The sequence below is a fragment of the Kitasatospora sp. NPDC089797 genome, assembly GCF_040684795.1.
Lineage (GTDB): Bacteria > Actinomycetota > Actinomycetes > Streptomycetales > Streptomycetaceae > Kitasatospora.
Genome location: NZ_JBFBGS010000012.1, coordinates 144,522 through 162,240, shown reverse-complemented (window position 1 = coordinate 162,240; position 17,719 = coordinate 144,522). Strand labels below are relative to the sequence as shown.

Annotated in this window: 17 protein-coding genes; 9 read left to right on the top strand and 8 right to left on the bottom strand. The window is 73.6% G+C overall.

Going from position 1 to position 17,719, the window contains the following annotated elements; genetic code table 11:
* Positions 1-2,609 (bottom strand): SpaA isopeptide-forming pilin-related protein (locus AB0O91_RS12250; RefSeq protein WP_363430770.1); only part of this gene is annotated, 2,609 nt, incomplete at its 3' end.
* A gap of 335 nt (positions 2,610-2,944) precedes the next feature.
* Here AB0O91_RS12250 and AB0O91_RS12245 point away from each other — a divergent pair.
* The 3 genes from AB0O91_RS12245 (at position 2,945) to AB0O91_RS12235 (ending at position 5,548) form a co-directional block, all read left to right on the top strand.
* On the top strand, positions 2,945-3,748 hold the full coding sequence (locus AB0O91_RS12245; RefSeq protein ID WP_363430767.1) for an MBL fold metallo-hydrolase: 804 nt from the start codon (positions 2,945-2,947) through the stop codon (positions 3,746-3,748).
* A gap of 7 nt (positions 3,749-3,755) precedes the next feature.
* Positions 3,756-4,187: a nuclear transport factor 2 family protein gene (locus tag AB0O91_RS12240; RefSeq protein ID WP_363430764.1), complete on the top strand. Its 432-nt coding sequence runs from the start codon at positions 3,756-3,758 to the stop codon at positions 4,185-4,187.
* Between the two features lie 128 nt (positions 4,188-4,315).
* Complete coding sequence (locus AB0O91_RS12235; protein WP_363430761.1) at positions 4,316-5,548, top strand: FAD-dependent oxidoreductase; 1,233 nt, start codon at positions 4,316-4,318, stop codon at positions 5,546-5,548.
* A 101-nt stretch (positions 5,549-5,649) separates the two neighbouring features.
* Here AB0O91_RS12235 and AB0O91_RS12230 read toward each other — a convergent pair whose 3' ends face one another.
* Both AB0O91_RS12230 and AB0O91_RS12225 read right to left on the bottom strand, forming a co-directional pair.
* On the bottom strand, positions 5,650-6,093 hold the full coding sequence (locus AB0O91_RS12230) for a hypothetical protein (protein WP_363430758.1): 444 nt from the start codon (positions 6,091-6,093) through the stop codon (positions 5,650-5,652).
* A 487-nt stretch (positions 6,094-6,580) separates the two neighbouring features.
* A complete protein-coding gene (locus AB0O91_RS12225) occupies positions 6,581-7,795 on the bottom strand; it encodes a helix-turn-helix domain-containing protein (protein ID WP_363430755.1) in 1,215 nt (404 codons plus the stop codon).
* Between the two features lie 313 nt (positions 7,796-8,108).
* On the opposite strand from AB0O91_RS12225, the gene AB0O91_RS12220 reads away from it, so the two are divergent.
* The gene (locus AB0O91_RS12220; RefSeq protein ID WP_363430752.1) at positions 8,109-8,525 is read left to right on the top strand and encodes a DUF3592 domain-containing protein; all 417 of its coding nucleotides are present in this window, start codon (positions 8,109-8,111) and stop codon (positions 8,523-8,525) included.
* Positions 8,526-8,531: 6 nt separating this feature from the next.
* On the opposite strand, the gene AB0O91_RS12215 is transcribed toward AB0O91_RS12220, so the two are convergent.
* Positions 8,532-9,554 (bottom strand): hypothetical protein, encoded by a 1,023-nt coding sequence (locus AB0O91_RS12215; RefSeq protein ID WP_363430749.1) that lies wholly within the window; start codon positions 9,552-9,554, stop codon positions 8,532-8,534.
* A 75-nt stretch (positions 9,555-9,629) separates the two neighbouring features.
* Entirely contained in the window at positions 9,630-10,559 is a 930-nt protein-coding gene (locus AB0O91_RS12210; protein WP_363430746.1) for an AraC family transcriptional regulator, read from the bottom strand.
* A gap of 173 nt (positions 10,560-10,732) precedes the next feature.
* Here AB0O91_RS12210 and AB0O91_RS12205 point away from each other — a divergent pair, with 173 nt between their 5' ends.
* Positions 10,733-11,506, top strand: coding sequence for an SDR family oxidoreductase (locus AB0O91_RS12205; protein WP_363430743.1), 774 nt, complete (start codon positions 10,733-10,735; stop codon positions 11,504-11,506).
* Positions 11,507-11,565: 59 nt separating this feature from the next.
* Here AB0O91_RS12205 and AB0O91_RS12200 read toward each other — a convergent pair whose 3' ends face one another.
* Entirely contained in the window at positions 11,566-12,099 is a 534-nt protein-coding gene (locus AB0O91_RS12200; RefSeq protein WP_363430740.1) for a hypothetical protein, read from the bottom strand.
* A gap of 144 nt (positions 12,100-12,243) precedes the next feature.
* Here AB0O91_RS12200 and AB0O91_RS12195 point away from each other — a divergent pair, with 144 nt between their 5' ends.
* Positions 12,244-12,837, top strand: a complete 594-nt coding sequence (locus tag AB0O91_RS12195; protein WP_363430737.1) for a hypothetical protein — start codon at positions 12,244-12,246, stop codon at positions 12,835-12,837.
* 277 nt (positions 12,838-13,114) lie between these two features.
* On the opposite strand, the gene AB0O91_RS12190 is transcribed toward AB0O91_RS12195, so the two are convergent.
* Positions 13,115-13,678: a universal stress protein gene (locus AB0O91_RS12190; protein ID WP_363430735.1), complete on the bottom strand. Its 564-nt coding sequence runs from the start codon at positions 13,676-13,678 to the stop codon at positions 13,115-13,117.
* 328 nt (positions 13,679-14,006) lie between these two features.
* Between AB0O91_RS12190 and AB0O91_RS12185 the strand changes: the two genes are divergently transcribed.
* Entirely contained in the window at positions 14,007-15,797 is a 1,791-nt protein-coding gene (locus AB0O91_RS12185; protein ID WP_363430732.1) for an oleate hydratase, read from the top strand.
* An 82-nt stretch (positions 15,798-15,879) separates the two neighbouring features.
* Here the strand turns inward: AB0O91_RS12185 and AB0O91_RS12180 are convergent, their stop codons facing one another.
* The gene (locus tag AB0O91_RS12180; RefSeq protein WP_363430729.1) at positions 15,880-16,173 is read right to left on the bottom strand and encodes a hypothetical protein; all 294 of its coding nucleotides are present in this window, start codon (positions 16,171-16,173) and stop codon (positions 15,880-15,882) included.
* Positions 16,174-16,328: 155 nt separating this feature from the next.
* On the opposite strand from AB0O91_RS12180, the gene AB0O91_RS12175 reads away from it, so the two are divergent.
* Both AB0O91_RS12175 and AB0O91_RS12170 read left to right on the top strand, forming a co-directional pair.
* Positions 16,329-16,676 (top strand): GntR family transcriptional regulator, encoded by a 348-nt coding sequence (locus tag AB0O91_RS12175; RefSeq protein WP_363430726.1) that lies wholly within the window; start codon positions 16,329-16,331, stop codon positions 16,674-16,676.
* Entirely contained in the window at positions 16,673-17,701 is a 1,029-nt protein-coding gene (locus AB0O91_RS12170; protein ID WP_363430723.1) for a DUF1648 domain-containing protein, read from the top strand. Before AB0O91_RS12175 ends, AB0O91_RS12170 begins: the two co-directional genes overlap by 4 nt.
* Positions 17,702-17,719 lie beyond the last annotated feature (18 nt).

Sequence of the window (17,719 nt, the reverse complement as noted above, 5' to 3'; positions counted from 1 at the left end):
GTCGTCACCGGCTGCGCCGGCAGGTCGTACCCGGCCGGAGCCGCCGTCTCCTGCCAGTAGTACGTCCCCAACGGCAGGCCGTCGGCCGAGCAGACCCCGGTGTCAGCGGTCGTGCAGGGCGTGCCGACGGCCGTGTCCGGGTTGGGACCGCCGGTCTGCAGACCCGGCACCCCGTTGGTCTCGTGCCACAGCTGGAACACCGCACCCGCCAACGGCTGACCCGTCGCCGAGTCCACCTTCGTCACCGACGTCGAACCGGTCGGCACCACCGACTTGGCGTCCTGGACCGTCACCGGCACGTTCTGCCCGTTGGTGTCCAGCACCACCGTCGTCACCGGCTGCGCCGGCAGGTCGTACCCGGCCGGAGCCGCCGTCTCCTGCCAGTAGTACGTCCCCAACGGCAGGCCGTCGGCCGAGCAGACGCCCGAGGCCGGCGTGGTGCAGGGCGACCCGACGGCCGTGTCCGGGTTGGGACCGCCGGTCTGCAGACCCGGCACCCCGTTGGTCTCGTGCCACAGCTGGAACACCGCACCCGCCAACGGCTGACCCGTCGCCGAGTCCACCTTCGTCACCGACGTCGAACCGGTCGGCGCGACGGTCTGGGTGTCCTGCACGGTGACCGGTACGTTCTGCCCGTTGCTGTCCAGGACCACGGTGGTCACGTTCAGGTCGGGCAGCTCGTAGCCGTCGGGCGCGGAGACCTCCTGCCAGTAGTACGTGCCGAGCGGCAGGCCCTGCGCCGCGCAGACACCGTCCGCGCCGGTGGTGCAGGGCGACCCGACGGCGGTGTCCGGGTTGGCACCGGTGGTCTGCAGGCCGGGCACCCCGTTGGTCTCCCGCCACAGCTGGAACACCGCACCCGCCAACGGCTGACCCGTCCCCGAGTCCACCTTGGTCACGCTGGTCGAGGCCGTCGGGGCCGCCGTCCTGGTGTCGGCGACGGTCACCGCGACGGTCTGCCCGTTGGTGTCCAGCACGACCTCGGTCACGTTGAGCGCCGGCAGGTCGTACCCGGCGGGCGCCGCGGTCTCCTGCCAGTAGTACGTCCCCAGCGGCAGGTCGCTCGCGCTGCAGACGCCCGAGGCGGGCGTGGTGCAGGGCGGGCCGACGGCAGTGTCCGGGTTGGCCCCGGTGGTCTGCAGGCCGGGCACCCCGTTGGTCTCGTGCCACAGCTGGAACACCGCACCGGCCAACGGCTCCGAGGTGGCCGAGTCGATCTTCTTCACGGCGGTCGACGCGGTCTCGACCACCGGGCTCCTGGTGTCGGCGACGGTCACCGGCACGGTCTGCCCGTTGGTGTCCAGCACCACCGTCGTCACCGGCTGGGCCGGCAGGTCGTAGCCGGGCGGGGCGGCCGTCTCCTGCCAGTAGTACGTCCCCAGCGGCAGGTCGCCCACCGTGCAGAGGCCGTCCGCGCCGGTGGTGCAGGGGGCGCCGACCTTGGTGTCCGGGGTGGTGCCGGTGGTCTGCAGGCCGGGCACCCCGTTGGTCTCCCGCCACAGCTGGAACACCGCGCCCGCCAACGGCTGACCGTTGGCCGAGTCGACCTTGGTCACGCTCGTCGAGGCGGTCGGGGCCGGCGGGTTGCCGCAGTCGGGCAGGTCGCCGTTGAAGGGGTAGGAGTGGAACTCGGTGCCGGTCATGCCGCCGCCGGAGTTGTGCAGCAGCGAGCCGGTGGTGAAGAACCGTCCGTTCAGGCCGGGCAGGTTCATCGTGCTGGTGCTCGCCGGGTTGCCGACCAGCACGCTGCCCTGGAACTGCCCGGAGCCGGTGAGGGTGACGGTCGTCGCGGTCGGGAAGTTCCACAGCAGCCGGGGGCGCAGCTGGTTCCACGGGTCGCTGTCGTCCAGGCTGCCGCTGTAGGTGTTGATGGTGCGGGCGCCGCCGACCATGTTGACCAGCACCGTGGCGTTCGCGGGGATGCCGGCGAAGGCCACGCCCTGGGCGCCGCCGCCGTTGCCGGCGATGTCGAAGTCGACGTTGAAGACCTGGAGCGCGGAGGTGCCGTCGCCGGTGAACAGGGTCTGGTAGCCCTGGTTGACGGCGGTCCCGGTGGCCGGGCGGGGAGTGCCGACCCCGGCGTAGCAGGTGCTGGCGGTCTGCAGCTGCCCGCGCAGCGGCGCGTAGGCGGCCACCGCCTGGGCGTCCTGGACCTGTGTGCCGGTGATGGTGCCGGAGGCCGTGCCCGCGTAGCGGACGACGCCGCCTTCCGCCAGCAGCCGCTGGCCGGGGGCGACGGTGACGTTGCCCCCGGCGGTGAGGAAGTCGGCGCCGTCCGGCGGGGGGACGCGCGAGCCGACGCCGACGATGCCGATGTTGTAGACGGAGCTGACGCCGGCGGCCTTGTTCTGCGAGAAGTTGCCGAGGGTCACCACGTGCCCCTCGGCCTCGGCGGCCGAGCCGCCGACGCTGAAGTCACCCCCGACGAAGATGTTGACTCCGGCGTCGCGGCCGGTGAACGGGCCGTTGTTGACCGGCGGGAACGTCGCCGGGCAGTCCGCGCCCAGGCAGGGCCCGAGCCCGCCCGGGAGCCCGGCGGCCGCGGCCGGTGTCGCGGCGACGAATGACATGGCGAAGGGGACGAGCGACAGGGCGAGGGCGGAACTCATCGCCCTGCCCATTCGGCGTCTCCAGGGGACGGCTGCTGCCGTCCGTCTCGGTCCGGGTTTCACCTCGGTCCTTTCATGACGTGAACACGATGGGGCCCTGGAAGTCTTCTGAGGGCGGCGACCGGAGCGGCCACGACGCGCACGCGGTGTCCTCCGGGCACCGGGCGGACTGCACCCGGTCGGCGGCACCCGGTGCCCCGGCCGGCCCACCGGGCGCTCCGGGGCGGGCCGCCGGACGCTCGCGGCCGGGCCGTGGTCGCTCAGGATGCGGCCGCCCGGCCCAGCACGGATGCTGACGACGAGGCGTGCCCGGCCCCGAGGAAGGACTCCGAAGCATGAGCGCTCTCGACTTCGAGATCATCGACGCCCCCGACAGCTCGCTCAACAAGACCGCCGTCCTGGTCACCGGACCGCGGGACGCCCTGCTGGTGGACGCCGGGTTCACCCGCTCCGACGGGCAACGGCTGGTCGAGCGGGTCCGGGCCAGCGGCAAGCGGCTGACCACCGTCTTCGTCAGCCACGGCGACCCGGACTTCTACTTCGGCGCCCAGGAGATCCAGGACGCCTTCCCGGAGGCACGCTTCCTGGCCACCGCCTCGACCGTCGCGCACATCCAGGAGACGTACGAGGCCAAGCTGCGCGCCTGGGAGCACCTGGGCCCCGAGCTGCCCACCCGGCTGGTCCGGCCCGAGGTGCTGTCCGGGGACGAGATCGTCTTCGAGGGCCACCGGTTCGAGCTGCGCGGCGCCGACTTCCACCTGCCCGACCGGCACTACCTGTGGCAGCACCACCACCGCGCGGTGCTCGGCGGGGTGCTGCTCTTCGAGGGCCTGCACGTGTGGACCGCCGACACGCCCAGTGCCGCCCAACGGGAGGCCTGGATCGACCTGTTGGACGGCATGGAGGCCCTCCACCCGACCTGGGTGGCGGCCGGCCACCGGGTCGCCGGGGCGCCCACCGACCTGAACGCGATCGACCACACCCGCGCCTACCTGCGGGCCTTCGAGACCGAGTTGGGCCGGGCCGCGAACGCGGAGGCCGCCAAGGAGGCGCTGGAGCGGCGCTTCCCCGAGCTGGGGCTGCGGATCGCGGTGGACCTCGGCACCAAGGTCGCCATGGGCGAGCTGGTGTGGGGGTGAGCGCCCGATGATCGAGATCCCCCGGGACGTCGCCGCCTTCGCCGAGTCGGCCTCCCCCGCCGACGTGGTGCGCCGCCAGTACCTGGCCTCCGCCCGGGGCGACCTGGCCGCGCTGCGCGCCACCCTCGCCGAGGACGTCGAGTGGACCGAGATGGCCGGCTTCCCGCTGGCCGGCACCTACCGCACCCCGAAGGGCGTCACCGCCAACGTCATGGAGCGGCTCGCCGCCGAGTGGGACAACTGGACGACGCACGACGACCTCTACGTGGTGGAGGGCGAGCACGTGGTGGTGCTGGCCCGCTACACGGCCGTCCACCGGGCCACCGGAAAGCCGCTCGCGGTCCGGGTCGCCCACCACTTCACGGTGCGCGGCGGCCGGATCGTCCGCTTCGAGCAGTTCGCCGACACCGCGCTGGTCAGGGACGCGATGACCGGGTGAGCACCGGGCGGACCGTGCCGTTCACCCGAACGGGCGAGCGGGGTGCGGCGCGCCCGGCGCGGTCTCGACACACCACCCGGACGGCGGCAGGCTGGCCCTGATCCTCCCCGGCGGACAAGGAGTTGAGCATGGCGGGCAGCGAACACCCGATCGTGATCGTGGGGGCTTCCCTGGGCGGTGCCAAGGCGGCCGAAGCGCTGCGCGGCGCCGGGTACCGGGGCGGCATCGTGCTGATCGGCGAGGAGCACGAGCGGCCGTACGAACGGCCCCCGCTGTCCAAGGGCTACCTGCTCGGCAAGGAGGCCCGCGAGAAGATCTACGTCCACCCGCCGCAGTGGTACGCCGAGCAGGACGTCACGCTGCGGCTGGGCACGGCGGTGACCGCGATCGATCCGGCCCGGCACACCGTGACCCTCGCCGACGACGGCGAAGTGGCGTACCACAAGCTGCTGTTGACCACCGGATCGGTGCCGCGCCGGCTGCCGGTGCCCGGCGCGGACCAGGACGGCGTGCTCTACCTGCGCCGGGTCGAGGACAGCGACCGGATCCGGGCCGCGCTGCGCCCGGGCGCCCGGATCGCGGTGGTCGGCGCTGGCTGGATCGGCCTGGAGGTGGCGGCCGCGGCCCGGACGGCGGGCGCCGAGGTGACGGTGCTGGAGTCGCTGGAGCTGCCGCTGCTGCGGGTGCTCGGCCGGGAGGTCGCCCAGGTCTTCGCCGACCTGCACCGCGACCACGGCGTGGACCTGCGCTTCGGCGCCCGGGTCGCCGAACTCACCGGCGCCGACGGCACGGTGACCGGGGTGCGGCTCGGCGACGGCAGCGAGGTGCCGGCCGACGCGGTGGTGGTCGGCATCGGCATCTCCCCGGCCACCGCCCTGGCCGAGGCCGCCGGACTGGAGGTCGACAACGGCGTGAAGACCGACCAGCACCTGCGCACCTCCGACCCGGACGTCTACGCCGCCGGCGACGTCGCCAACGCCTTCCACCCGCTCTTCGGCACCCACCTCCGGGTCGAGCACTGGGCCAACGCCCTCAACCAGCCGCAGACCGCCGCCCGCGCCCTGCTCGGACAACCGGACGCCGTCTACGACCGGGTCCCGTACTTCTTCTCGGACCAGTACGACGTCGGCCTGGAGTACGTCGGCCACACCGAGCCCGACGGCTACGACCGGGTGGTGTTCCGGGGCGACGTGGCCGGCCGCGAGTTCATCGCCCTCTGGCTGAAGGAGGACCGGGTCCTCGCCGGGATGAACGTCAACGTCTGGGACGTCGTCGACCCGATCCGGGAACTCATCGTCTCGAAGAGGACGGTGAGCACCGACCGTCTGGCCGACCCGAACATCCCGCTCGGGGACGTCTGACCAAGGATCGCCGCTCCCGTCTGCGCTGCCCACTCCCCCGCGCCTGCCCGGGGAACCGGGGGGAGCATCAGGTCCTCGGCGCGGCCGCACTCCTGTGAGTGCTACATGGGCATCGGCGGGCACTCGATCCGGTGGGCCGTTCCGCCGGGCTCCGTGACCAGGATGACCAGCGGTACGTCGTCGGGGATGAACAGTTCCAGGCGGACAGCGTCCTCGACGACCCGCTCGAAGTGCGCGTCCAGGTCCTCCTCGGTCACGAACGGGTTGTGCAGCGCACCCCGGATCTCCACCGTGCACCCGATCGCCGGGACCATCCGCACGTGGACTTCACGCGGCTCCCAGGCGTGGCCCGTCACGCGTGCCACGACCCGGCCCGCGGCGGACGGAAGCCCCAGCCGGCGCCGGTCGAGTTCCTCGCGAAGTCCCAGATGGGTGGGCATCCGGGCGCGCTCGTCGCGGACGATCTGTCGCCGCGTGGGGCTGAACAGCGTCACGGGCCGGAGGAACTGGAGGTACAGGCCCCAGAACATCTGAAGCGTGATCACGGGGTGTCGGACCCGGTGGAACCAGAGCTGACGCCAGGAGGACGGCCTCGGACCACGGCTGGCACGGTTCCTCAGGTCACGCACCCTCCGACACCGCCAGGCACTCCCCCGAGTCCAGGTGACGGCGCCTCAACACCCGGACATCCGTCAGGGAAGAGCGGTCGCATCCTTCGGGGTCGGAGAACGCGTGCACCGCCAGAGCGTCCAACCACTCGCAGCTGGGGCAGCGGGCTACGGGTTGGGAGGGTGCGGGCGGAACCCGGCGGGCAAGGTCTTGGCGGGTCTCCGCGTACCCGGCCACGGGCTGTTCCAGGCCCGCAGGCGCGATCGGCGCCGCGGACGCCTCCGGGTGGTCCGGCGGCGTGCTCGTCGCTCCGGACGGTTGCTGTACGGCCATCACTCGCTCCCTAACGGTCAGGGCCCGTTTCGTCACCAGACGTTACGGGCCCTGCACAGCGGGACGGGGCAGAGTCTCTGCCCCCTGATTTCAGGCAGCGATCCCGATGGCGTCCGCCAGGCGGCGCCCGGCCGGCTGATGGGCCGGCGAGCCGGTCATCAGGCCGCGGACCATGGCTCGGGTCTCCTCGTTCCAGCGGGCGGTCTCGGGCGCCACCGACACGGCCGTCGTCAGGAGTTCGGCGGCCTTGCCGTGTTCACCCTTCATGGAGTGCGCACGAGCGACCTCGATGAGGTGCCGCCCTCGTCGCGGGACCGCCACGACCTCGGCCTCCGGCAGCCTTCGCGCCCACCGGAGGGCGGTGCCGACCTGTCGCAGCTCAACTGCCACGGTGACCGAGTGCATCGCAACTGCCTGACGTGATCCCGAGGTTGACGGACGCCAGTGAGCAGCCGGGAGCGCGTTCGAGACGGCGGACGCACGATCGATCCACCTCCACGCGTCTCCCGATTCACCGGCGACGGCGTGGGTGATAGCAGCGTGATACGCCATATCCGCCCATGCGCACGCGAGTTCGGGGCTTTCGGTCCGCACCGGGTCGAGCAGCCGGAGTGCCTCCTCCGTCAGGCTCTGTGCGCTCTCCCACTGGCCCGACTTCCGGAAGGCCTCCACGAGGAACCAGCACGCCTGGCTGATGGCCGCGGCGTCGCCGGACGCACGGGCCGTGGCGAGTGCGCGTTCCGCCACTCGCCAGACCAGGTTTCCGTCCCCCTGGAACGCCGCGTACATCTGCGTCAAGTTCAAGGCGCCGGCGTACATGACCTCAGCGCGACGTCGGTCCCCGCAGTCCGGATGCGACGCCGCGACGGACGCCGCCGAAACGAGCGGCGGCAGCACCTCCGCCAGCGCCGTACGGTGGTCGCCCCGGGACATCCGCGTCCGCCAGGCGTTCTCCAGCTGAACAGCGATGTGGTCCAGTCTGGGCGGCGGCCCCCCGGCAGCTCCGAGCGGCGCACCGTCGACTGCCCGGCGGACCGACGCCAGCGCCGGGTGCTCTATCTCGGAGTACAGCGCACGGGGCATGCTGACGTCCCCGGTCAGGAGCGAGAGGTCATCGATCCCGAGGTGTTGGGCGATCCGCATCAGCATCGGCAGGCGAGGGGGCAGCAGCGAGCCGTTCTCGATCTGCTTCAGCCACGATGGCGAGCGGCCGAGCAGCGCCGCCAGAACCGGCCGGGACTTCCCGGCGCGTTCCCGGTAGTGCTGGATCCGGCTGCCCACGGACAGGGCGGGGTCAAGAGCCATGCCGCCAGCGTAGGGCGGAGGGCCACACCCAGTCACGGCATGTCGTGAACAAACCTCCAGCGACCCGCGCCGGCGGTGCGCGGAGCCCCTCTTGCCCGGTGCACTCGTGCATGGGCGTCCGGGGCGCGGGCGGGCCCCGGACGGCCGCCTGGCGGGGCGGGAGGTGGATCCCGGGGTGCCGGCCGACCAGGCCGACCCGGCTGTGCCGCCGGACCGGGCCCGACCCGGGTGCGTACCCGATACTGGGAGCAGGGGGGTTCCCCGATTTCGTGAGTGCCCTCCGGGGTGCGGTCGGCGGGCTGGGAGGCGTGCGGTGGGCGGAACGGCGGGGTTCGCCGTGGTGGTGTTCGGTGCGCTGGGCGGCGTGGTCGCCTACCTCGCCGGGGTGGTCGGGCTGCGCGACCTGCGGCGGCTGCGGCGGGTCGGGGTGCCGGTCCGGGCGCTGGTGCGGGCCCGCGTCCCGGCGCCGGAGGACCGGTCGCTGCCGCCGCGTCCACTGCTCCAGTTCGAGACCGAGGACGGCCGGGTGGTCGAGGTGTTCTCCCCCGTGCCCTCCACCGCCCGCCACCCGCTGCCCGACGGCGGCTACGTCCCGGTCCGCTACGACCCGGCCGATCCCCGGCAGGTCGTGGTCGAGGGCCGGGAGCGGCGCCGGCTGGAGTACGCCTTCGCGGCGGTGGGCCTGCTGATGCTGCTGGTCTCGGTCACCCTGGGTGTCGCCGTGCTCTGAGCCGGCCTACGCCAGCGCGGTGAACTCGGCCCAGCGGTAGCGCTCGGAGGTGGCGTGCCAGTGGACGTACCCCTGGAGGTAGCGCAGCACGTGCGGGCGCTGTCGCGGGTCGGCGGCGGCGAGGATCCGGTGGTGGGCGGTCCGGGCCCGGTCGAAGGTGTACGCGTACGCGTCCAGTCGGCTCAAACCGCCCTGGACGGCCCGGCGGTGGATGCTGTTCGAGCTGAACTCGCCGTTCAGCACCTCCTTGTAGCAGGACATCAGGTCGTTGATCAGGTTGAGGTAGTCGACCCAGAACCTCAGGGTGGCACCCCAGTACCGGAGGTTGGGCACGAAGTCGAGGCAGTCGTAGGCCACCGCCGCCACGGTGGCGTAGAACTCGCAGAACCCGGACCGCTGCCGGGTGTACTCGGTGTCGATGCCGTCCGAGACGTCGGGGGTGAAGCCGGTCTCGAGCACCACCCCGATGAACGACTGGTAGTAGAACTCCTTGTGCAGACTGAGGAGTTCGGCCGAGCAGAACCGGGCCAGCTCGTTGAAGGAGTGCTCGGTGTAGACCGACAGCGGGTGCAGGGCGCTGTCCAGGGCGGCCCGGCTGTGCCGGACCTGGCCGCCGCCCCGCAGCATCGCGGCGCCCAGCGCCCGGTGGGCGTCGGCCCCGTCCCGGCCGCAGGCGTCGTCGACGACCAGCGGGACCAGGCAGTCCCGGGAGAGCGCGAGCCCCAGCTCCGGATCCTCGACCGGGATCATCAACTGACGGTAGGCGGACATGAGTTCGACGTACGCCCGGTCGCAGTGGACTCCGAAGGCGGCGAGTTCGGCAGTGAGGAACTCCGCCTCGGCCCGCACCTCCCCGGGATCGGCGGCGGGGACGTGGCCGTCCGCCAGCGCCTCCAGCCGTCGCGGGTAGCCGGCCCGGACCACCGCGCGCAGGAACGCGTCGGGGTCGGCGTCCCGGGCCGGTCGCGGCGGCCGGGCCGCCGACGTGCCGAGGCCGGTCGGCCCGTCGGGGATCGCGCTGGGTTCCATGGCTCCAGCGTAGCCAGCCAGTCCTGACGATCACTCAACAAGTCGCGTTGTGACCGTAATTGTGCGAACGAGGCGTCAGTGGTCCCGGTCCCGGCCGGCCCGCAGCCCGGCCGGGGTGAGGCCGGTGTGCAGGCGCATGGTGCGGGTCAGGTGGCTCTGGTCGGCGAAGCCGCACAGCTGGGCGACGGCGGCGATCGGGGTGTCGGTGGTGAGCAGGGTGCGGCGGGCGCGCTCCAGCCGCAGCCGGACCAGGTACTGGTGCGGGGACTGCCCGGTGGAGGCGCGGAACGCCCGGGTGAAGTGGGACGGGCTGACGCCCGCGACGCCGGCCAGCTCGGTCAGCGACAGCCGTCCGTCCAGGTAGCCGTTCATGTGGTCGACGACCCGGTTCAGCCGCTTCGGGGTGAGCCCGCCCTCCCGTTCCGGCAGGCCGGGGCCGGCCGTGGCGGCGGTGCGGATCAGATGGGCGGCGAGGGCCTGGAGCATCGACTGGGCGTAGAGCGGGTCGGCGGGCCCGGGGCCTTCGTACTCGGCGACCAGCCGCTCGACCAGCATGCCCAGGAACGGGTCGGTGAGGTGGTAGCGCGGGGCGAGCTCCAGCGGGCCGGGGCGGTCGCCCTCGGTGGCGAGCTTCTCCAGCCAGGCCGGTTCGAGGGCGACCAGCATCAGTTCGGCGTCCTGCTCCCAGCGCGGCCGGGCGGCCCAGCCGGCCGGGTTGACCAGGGCCTGACCCCGGTGGAAGCGCTCCCGCCGGGGGCGCCCGTCGGCGCGCCAGCTGAGGTCGGCGGAGCGGCCGGTGTGCACCACCACGACGTGCCGGGTGGGGCCGTCCGCCGCCTCGCCGCTGCCGCCGGCCCGCTCCAGCCCGCGTTCGACCACGCCCTCGTCGAGGTCGGCGCCGCTGCCGGAGAGGCGGACCAGGTGCGGCTTGATCGCCGAGGGGGCGTCGGGGCGGGCAGGGCGTTCGGGTCGGGCGGGTCGGGCAGGGCGCGGTGGGGTGGCCATACTGCCGATTGTGGTCCGTCCGGGTGCGGAACGACGAATGCCGACGGCCCGGCGGCGCGGATCGTGAGCGGTTCGTTCCAGGGCCCGTCCGATTGTTCAAGCCCCGGACGGCCCCCGCCGCGGACAGTGGTCGGGCGAACATTCCCCACTCTTCCGGCGAGGAGCCGTAGATCATGAACAACAACCACTCCAGCACCGACCACTCCCTGGCGGGCAAGGTCGTCCTGGTCGGCGCGGGCGCGAAGAACCTGGGCGGGCTGATCAGCCGCACGGCGGGCTCGGCCGGTGCCAAGGTCGTCGTGCACTACCACGCGGACGCGACCGCACCGGAGGCCGAGGCCACCGTCGCGGCGGTCAAGGCGGCCGGCGGCGAGGCCGTCGCCGTGCAGGCCGACCTGACCGTCGTCGCCCAGGTCGAGCGCGTCTTCGCCACCGCGCTGGAGACCTTCGGCCGGATCGACGTCGCGGTGAACACGGCCGGCCTGGTGCTGCGCAAGCCGATCACCGAGACCACCGAGGCCGAGTACGACCTGATGCACGCGGTGAACGCCAAGGCCGCGTACTTCTTCATCCGCGAGGCGGGCAAGCGGCTCGCGGACGGCGGCCGGGTGATCACCGTCCTGACCTCGCTGCTGGCCGCCTTCACCGACGGCTACTCGACCTACGCCGGCGCCAAGGCCCCGGTCGAGCACTACACCCGGGCCGCGGCCAAGGAGTTCGCCGCGCGCGGGATCTCCGTCAACAACGTCGCCCCGGGCCCGATGGACACCCCGTTCTTCTACGGCCAGGAGACCCCGGAGCGGGTCGCCTTCCACCAGTCCCAGGCGATGGGCGGCCGGCTGACCCGGATCGAGGACATCGCGCCGATCGTGACCTTCCTGGCCACCGAGGGCGGGTGGATCACCGGCCAGACGCTGTTCGCCAACGGCGGCTACACCACCCGCTGACCGACGGTCCCGCCCGGAGGCCGCGCCGCCTCCGGACGGTCCCCGGCAGCCGGCAGCCGTCAGCGCAGCGCCTCCACCAGGTGGCGGGCCCGGGTGTCCTCCGCCAGGAGGGCGCGCAGCAGCCGATCCGCCCCGCCCTCCACCCCGCTGCCCGTCCCGCCGGCCGTTCCGCCGTCCGCCAGGTAGGCCTCGACGGAACGCGGGTCCGCGGGCAGCGTCACCCCGCCGGAGTCCAGCGCGGCGAACGCCCGGGCATGGCTGAGGCCGAGGCCGTCGAGCAGTTCGCCGCCGACCCCGTCCGGAGCCAACTCCGGCTCGCTCCGGGCCACTTCGCGGACGGCCAGCAGGGCCAGCAGGACGTGTTCGGTGCCGGGCGTCCGACGGCCGAGCCGCTCCGCCTGGGCGTCCGCCTCCCGCCGGATCCAGGCCGGGCACCCCGTCGCCCCCGGCCGCAGCAGCCGCTTCCAGCGCGGCGCCCGGCGCCCGGCGCGGGCCAGCAGCGCCTCCCGGGTGGGGCGCAGCAGCGGCTCGGCGGCGCTCCGCTGCTGTTCCCGCTCGGTCTCCTGCCCGGTCTCCTGCTTCGTCGTCGCCATCGGGCCTCCCAAGGTGCGGCTTTGCCCGAACGATACGCCTGCTTTGCCTGGTCTTTAGCATCCTCTGCACGTCAAGAACGCGTCAGGAAAGGCCGGGGCCGCCCCCTCGCAGAGGTGTCCCACCCCTGTGGGAGAGTCCTTGCCATGACCTCCACCGACCGACGGCACCGGCGCCTCGCCGCCGTCGTCCTGCTCCCGGCCCTCGCCCTTCCGCTGGCCGGGTGCGGAGCACACCGGGCCGTGCAGTCGGGTGCGGCCGGTCCGGCCACGCCGGGCGGCACCGACACCCCGGGCGCCTCCCCGTACGTGGAGCCCGGGGCCGGCGACGGCGCACCGCACTACCGGGAGAACAACGGCTACCGCATCCCGCGCGAGATGTCCGCCGCCAGCGCGCAGGACGCCCGGCGGGAGGCCGACCGGATCGAGCCGGTCCTCCAGCGCCTCTGGAAGGCCGGCACCTGGGACCCGCAGAGCGTGCGGACGGCGCTGCTCGGGCTCGGGTACCCGGCGGCGCCGACCGGGCCGGACAGCGGGCACCCGGTGGGCACCCTGCTCGTGTGGCCGATGGCCCCGCGCTTCGAGACCGACCACTACGTCACGCCCGAGGGCACCCGGATCGGCCTCCGCGTCCACGACGACGCCTGCGTGACCGCGTTCACCCAGGCCTCCGACTACCAGGTGAGCACCAACGGCCCCTACCCGGAGACCGGTTGCTTCGAGCCGGCCCGCGGCCACTGAGCGACGGCAGCCGCGCAGCCGCACCGCACGGCCTGCGGACCGGCGGCACGGAGGTGCGCGGTGCGGGTCCGACGGGCCCGCTCCCCACGAGCGGGCCCGCTGTCCGAACCGGCGCACCCGACCGCGCACCCCGTCACCTGTCCTCCACCGGTCGCCGCGGGCCCCGGAGTACCGGCCGGGGCCCGGGGGTGCGGCGCGGTCCGCCCCGCGCGGGGGCGGACCGTCCAGGGGGCGGTTCGGGTCCGACGAGCCGAACCGCGGTGGCACGGAAAGACGTTCAGCCCTTCATCGCGAGCAGCTCGGCGGCGGGCAGCACCGGCAGGTGCCAGCGGGCGCGGCGGTGCAGCGCCTCCAGCTCGTGCAGGTCCTGCAACAGGGCCGGCACCGGGACGGTGAGCACCGGGCAGCCGGCCCGGCGGGCGCAGTGGGCCGACACCGAGCGCCGCAGCCGACGGCGCAGCAGACCGCCGCTGCGGCCGAGCACCAGGAGGTCGCCCGGCCGGTCGGCGACGTGCACCAGGGCGGGCCCGGTCTCGCCGCGGATCACCACCGGCTGCATGGTCACGCCCGGTCCGTCCGCGCCGAAGGCCGCTTCCAGCGCCTCGTCCAGGCGCCGTTCGGCGGCCTCCCGGACGGCGGTGAGCAGCGGCGGGCAGGGCGAGCGCCGGTAGCCGTGCTCACCGCCCGGGGGCTCCCAGGCGAGCACCGGCCACAGCTCGGCGCCGCGCTCACGGGCCTCGGCCACGCCGCGGTGCAGCGCCGCCAGACTCCCCAGCGACCCGCTGACCCCGACCACCACCCTGGGTGCCGTGCCGTCCTGGTGCCGCCCGTTGCCGTGCATGATCCGTCCTCGTGTGGTTCGGTCGTCCGTCGGCTTCCACCCAACCGCCGCCGGACCGGCCGCCCGGCCCGCATTGACGCCTTCCTGACGCCCCGGGCGGCGTTCCGTACGCATTCCGTACGCGGTCCGCACGTCGGCCCCGTATGTCGGCCCCGCCCGTCCCGCCCCACCGGTCGCCCCCCACCCGTGACCCCTCACCCGTTCGGCCCAGCCGACGGGCGGAGCCCACGTCCGGATGGGTGGATGGGAACGCCCGCCGGGACGGTCGTGCCCGGCGGACCGTTCGATGTCGGACTTTTCGATGGCGGGCTTTCGAGGGAGTGCGAGCGTGTACTACAGCAGCGGCAACTACGAGGCGTTCGCCCGGCCGAGGAAGCCCGAGGGCGCCGAGCGCAAGCGGGCGTGGTTCGTCGGCGCGGGCCTGGCCTCGCTCGCGGGGGCCGCTTTCCTGGTGCGGGACGCGCACGTGCCCGGCGAGCGGATCACCGTGCTGGAGCGGCTGAAGCTGGCGGGCGGCGCGCTGGACGGCATCAAGGAGCCGGCGAAGGGCTTCGTGGTCCGGGGCGGCCGCGAGTTGGAGGACCACATGGAGTGCCTGTGGGACCTCTTCCGCTCGGTGCCCTCGCTGGAGGTCGAGAACGCCTCCGTGCTGGACGAGTTCTACTGGCTCAACAAGGACGACCCCAACTTCTCGCTCCAGCGGGTCACCGAGCGCTGCGGCCAGGACGCCGGGACGGACGGCCTGTTCGCACTCGACGACAAGGCCCAGAAGGACATCGTCCGGGTCTTCCTCGCCACCCGCGAGGAACTGGAGGGCAAGCGGATCGACGAGGTCTTCTCCCGGAACTTCCTGGACAGCAACTTCTGGCTGTACTGGCGCACCATGTTCGCCTTCGAGGAGTGGCACGGCGCCCTGGAGATGAAGCTCTACCTGCACCGCTTCATCCACCACATCGGCGGCCTGCCGGACCTGTCGGCGCTGAAGTTCACCAAGTACAACCAGTACGAGTCCCTGGTGCTGCCGCTGACCCGCTGGCTGATGGACCAGGGGGTGCGGTTCCGCTTCGACGTCGAGGTCACCGACATCGACTTCGCCCTCTCCCCCGCCACCCCGGACTCCCCCGCCAGGAAGCAGGCCACCCGGCTGCACTGGCGCGAGGCCGGCGCGGCGGGCGGGGTGGACCTCGGGGAGGACGACCTGGTGTTCACCACCATCGGCTCGCTGACCGAGAACTCCGACAACGGCGACCAGCACACCCCGGCCCGGCTGGACGAGGGCCCGGCCCCGGCCTGGGACCTGTGGCGCCGGATCGCCGCCAAGGACCCGGCCTTCGGGCGTCCCGAGGTGTTCTGCGGCGACATCGCCCGGAGCAAGTGGGAGTCCGCCACCGTCACCACCCTGGATCCGCGCATCCCGCACCACATCCGGAAGGTCGCCCGGCGCGACCCGTTCAGCGGCGGCGTGGTCACCGGCGGCATCGTCACCGCGCGGGACTCCTCCTGGCTGCTGAGCTGGACGGTCAACCGCCAGCCGCACTTCAAGCAGCAGCCCGCGGACCAGATCGTGGTCTGGCTCTACTCGCTGTTCGTCGACCGCCCCGGCGACTTCGTGCGGAAGCCGATGCAGGAGTGCACCGGCGAGGAGATCACCCGGGAGTGGCTGTACCACCTGGGCGTGCCGGTCGAGGAGATCCCCGAGCTGGCCGCCTCCGCCGCCCGCTGCGTGCCGGTGATGATGCCGTACGTGACGTCCTTCTTCCTGCCCCGGCGCGCGGGCGACCGACCGGACGTGGTACCCGAGGGCGCCGTCAACTTCGCCTTCATCGGCCAGTTCGCCGAGACCACCCGGGACTGCATCTTCACCACCGAGTACTCGGTGCGCACCGGCATGGAGGCGGTCTACCGGCTGCTGGGCGTCGAGCGCGGCGTGCCCGAGGTGTTCAACTCCACCTACGACGTGCGCAAGCTGCTGGCGGCGACCACCCGGCTCCGGGACGGCGCCGAACTCGACCTGCCCGGGCCGGAGTTCCTGCGCAAGCGGCTGCTGCGCCGGGTGGAGGCGACCGAAGTCGGCGAGCTGTTGCAGGAGTTCGGCCTGATCGAGGACGACCGCTCCTGAGCCGGTTCCGGGTCGCGTCCGAGTCGGGCGCGACCCGGCCCCCGGCGGCTCCGGCCGGGGGCCGGGGTGCGCCCGGGCCGGGTCAGGGCACCAGGAGGCTCTGCGCCCCGGTGACCAGGCTGTCATCGCCACCCCGGATGACGTCGAGCACCTCACCGGTGCAGTCCGCGCCGGAGTGGACCTCCACCGCCCGGTCGGTGAGGTTGTCGACGATGCTGTCGCCCTCGTCCAGGGCGTAGCAGCCGGAGGGATCGGTGTAGGTCGTGCCGTTGACGGCCAGGTCTCCGGTGGCCGCGGCGGCCGGACCGGTCGTCAGGACGAGGACGGCGACAGCCGTCAGGGGGATGCCGAGGGCGGCGCGAAGGGTGTTGTTCATGCCCTATGCATAACTGTCCCGCTCCCGTACCGCGCCGGGAGCGGACGAGGGTTCGCACCGGAGGGCGGCGGGGTGGGCCGAATGCCGGTGCCGCCGCGGCACCGGCACCGACGCCATCGGCACCATGCATGAATGGTGCTATCGTCACTAGCACCATGTTGCTTAAGCTGGACCTTGGCGACGCCCGCCCCCTGCACGAGCAGGTCGCCGGCGCGATCCGACGGGCCGTCGCGGAGGGCGAGTGCGCCCCGGGCGACCGGCTGCCGCCCGCCCGGGAGCTCTCCCGGGCCCTCGGCGTCAACACCAACACCGTCCTGCGCGGGCTGCGCGCCCTGCGCGACGAGGGCGTCCTGGAGTTCCGCCGCGGCCGTGGCGTCACGGTCGCCACCGACGCCGGAGACCGCGCCGAACTCGTCGACCGGGTGCGGCAGTTGATCGCCGACGCGGCCCGGGCCGGCTACAGCAGGAACGATCTCGTGGATCTGATCAGGGGGATGTCGTGAAGGACGAAGAGCCGACCGGAGAGCCCGTCCAGGAGCGGCCCGAGCCGCCCGAGCGGCCGGTGGGCCGCGGAGCGCGGTGGGGAGCGGCGGTCTGGACGCTCGGCGTGACGGCGCTGCTGGTCGCCCTGCCGCTGAGCGCGCGCGACCGGCTGCCGGAGCCGCTGGCGACCCACTGGAGCGGAAGCCGGCCGGACGGTTCGATGTCGCTGACGGCGGCCGCACTGTTCCCGGCCGGCGTCTGGCTGCTGCTCGCGGCCGGTCTCGCCGCCGGCCTGCGGTTCCGCCCGGGCCCGGCCCGCGGCTTCACCGGCCCGGTGCTGGCCGGCACCGGGGTGCTGCTGACCGGCGCTCAGGCCTCCATCGTGCGCGCCAACCTGGACCGGGCCCGCTGGCAGGACGCCGCCCCGATGGGTTTCGAGGTGATCCTGATCGTCGTGGCGGCCGGGGTGGCCGGTGTGCTGGTCTGGCTGGCGACCCGCCCGGCCGCCACCCTGCCGCCGCGCCCCGGGGCGCGGATGGCGCCGCCGGCGCCGGGCGAGCGGGTGGTCTGGCTCTCCCGGGCCGCCAACCACTGGATGCAGGTGGCCGCGGCCGTACCGGGGCTGCTCTCCGCGGCGGGCGTCCTGCTCGCCACCGGCGGGCGCACCGAGTCCGTCGGCTGGGTGCCGGTCGTCCTCTCCGGCCTCGCCGCCGTCCTCCTGCTGCTCTGCTCCTCGGTGCGGGTCCGGGTGACCGACACGGGCCTGCACGTCGGCTTCGGCCCGTTCGGCCGACCGGTCCGCCGGTTCGCCCCCGAGGAGCTGGTCTCGGCCCGGGTCGAGCGGCTGACCGCCCGCCAGGCCGGCGGCTGGGGCTACCGGATCAACGGCCGGGGCACCACCGTGTTCCTGCGCCGGGGCGACTGCCTGGTGGTCCGCACCAGGCGCGGCACGGACTTCGCGGTCAGCGTCGACGACGCCGAGCGCGGCGCCGCCCTGCTCAACACGCTGATCGCCCGCACCGCCGACGCCGCCGCCTCGCGCTGAGCCCCCTCCGGGACCCAC